The organism is Anaerococcus sp. (genome assembly GCF_022770135.1).
GTDB lineage: Bacteria > Bacillota > Clostridia > Tissierellales > Peptoniphilaceae > Anaerococcus.
This window is the reverse complement of the sequence record NZ_JALEIL010000150.1, coordinates 1-2,029: the sequence shown is the minus strand read 5'-3', so window position 1 is coordinate 2,029 and position 2,029 is coordinate 1. Positions and strand designations below refer to the sequence as shown.

The following is a 2,029-nucleotide window of genomic DNA, read 5'->3' as shown; positions in this document are numbered from 1 at the left end:
AAGAAGGACGATTTTATCGCATATATCCTTGGCAAGTTGGAGGATATGAGTTGAGAAAATAATAATATGGTCCTTATGTATATCCCTAATAATTCTTTTCATCTGAAGTTGAACTACTACATCGAGACTTGTGAGAGGCTCATCCATGAGGATAACTTTTGGCTTTAGGATGAGAAACATCAGCATCTGGAGTTTGTTTTTCATACCTGTCGAGTAATCTTGGATTAGCCTATTTGAGTCATCCTTATCGAGTTCAACAATTTCTAGATATTCATCAATATTCTTAAGATTCTTTATATTTTCACGATTTGCTTCTATGAAAAAGCTAATAAACTCTCTTCCTGTAAGAAACTTAGGAAGTTCTGGTTCGCTTACCATAAAAAACACATCCTTAAAGTCGATTGGATTTCTCTTCCCATCTTCTTCTAAAAGAACCTCTCCCGAATCTTTGTCTAAAGACTCGTTAATTAGCTTAAAGAGGGTCGTCTTACCAGCTCCGTTTCTTCCCAAAAGGGCGTAGACTTCACCTTGATTAAAAGTGTATGATACATCCTTCAGGACTTCCTTTTTGCCAAAGCTCTTACTTAGACCGTTTATAATTAACTTCATAATCGCCTCCTTTTTGATAATTATAACAGAAAGATGGGGGGAGCAAAAGTTTAAAAAATTATTTGCACAAATTTACTAGAGGTGGTATTATTGTACTAAGATAATAATACAACAATACAAAAAGGAGCTGAGATGGAATTTGATAACAATAGACCCATTTACCTCCAATTACTCGAGGATTTCAAAATCAAGATATCTGTAGGAGATTGGAAGGCTGGAGAGAAGATCCTTCCAGTAAGGGATTTGGCCAAGATTTATGAGGTAAATCCCAACACGGTCCAAAGGGCCCTTCAGGAGCTAGAAAGGGAAGGTCTTTGCCTAAGCCAGAGGACCGCTGGAAGATTTGTAACAGAGGATGAATCATCTATTGATAAGTTATCCAACAAGGCCTTTTACCAATTGGCCGATGACTTTATTACAGGTTCGGTCAATCTGAATCTAGGAAAGGATGAATCGATAGAATTACTTAAGAAATATTGGGAGGAAGATTATGATAGAAATTAAGGACTTAACTATGATTTATGGAGGGCGTGCAGTCTTAGATCATGTAAATTTAAATATAGAAAAAGGGCAAATCGTAGGCCTTCTCGGCGAGAATGGTTCAGGAAAGACCAGCCTACTTAGGATACTTTCAGGTCTTGAGAGAAATTATATGGGTGAGGTTAAGATCGATGGGAAAAATCCAGGAGGAGAGACAAACGCGTACGTCTCCTATCAGCCAGACCACTTGCCAGTTGACCCATCTCTAAAGATTTATAAGCTTGGAAAGCTTTATGGAAATTTCTTTGCTGACTTTAAGGAAGAAAAATTCATAAAGTTAATTGAAGGTTTCGGCATTGATAAAAACCAAAAAATCAAGGAATGTTCCAAGGGAATGAAAGAGAAGATTCAAATCGCCCTAAGTCTTTCAAGGAAAAGTAAAGTCTATCTTCTGGATGAGCCAATGAGCGGGATTGACCCAAAGTCTAGGAAGGTCATCCTTCAAACTATAATAGATAATTTCGACTATGAAGGAATTTTATTAATATCTACCCACCTCATAGGTGAAATAGAAAAAGTCCTCGATAGGGCAATCTTTATAGATCAAGCGAAAATTGTAGTAAATGAAAGAGTAGACGATATCAGAGAGAATAAAAATATGGGTGTCGAAGAATACTTTACGGAGGTAATTTAGATGAAAAACTTACTCAAGCAGATAATGAAAGAAGACTTTTTTGCAATTCTTCCTTGGTTATTTATTCCTCTTTTAGGAGCCTTTGCAGGTCTTTCCCTAACTCATTTCACAAGGCTTGAAGGCTTTAATATAATTACAGTTATAGCCGTAACTATCCTAATGGCAGGTCCCCTTATAGCTCTTGTCATTCTCGTAGGAAATGATCACAATAGATTTTATGGAAAATATGCAGCCCTTTACTCAAGC

General features: G+C 36.8%; 3 protein-coding genes and 1 pseudogene. 3 read left to right on the top strand and 1 reads right to left on the bottom strand.

What is annotated here, in order from left to right:
* The coding region (locus MRZ08_RS07620; RefSeq protein WP_297381320.1) for an ABC transporter ATP-binding protein at positions 1–609 on the bottom strand (609 nt) is incomplete at its 3' end.
* Between the two features lie 132 nt (positions 610–741).
* Here MRZ08_RS07620 and MRZ08_RS07615 point away from each other — a divergent pair.
* The 3 genes and pseudogenes from MRZ08_RS07615 to MRZ08_RS07605 all read left to right on the top strand — a co-directional run.
* Entirely contained in the window at positions 742–1,113 is a 372-nt protein-coding gene (locus tag MRZ08_RS07615; RefSeq protein WP_297381316.1) for a GntR family transcriptional regulator, read from the top strand.
* Complete coding sequence (locus MRZ08_RS07610; protein ID WP_297381313.1) at positions 1,100–1,783, top strand: ABC transporter ATP-binding protein; 684 nt, start codon at positions 1,100–1,102, stop codon at positions 1,781–1,783. The genes MRZ08_RS07615 and MRZ08_RS07610 overlap by 14 nt, the downstream gene beginning before the upstream one ends.
* A pseudogene (locus MRZ08_RS07605) lies at positions 1,784–2,029 on the top strand (hypothetical protein); the annotation flags it as partial.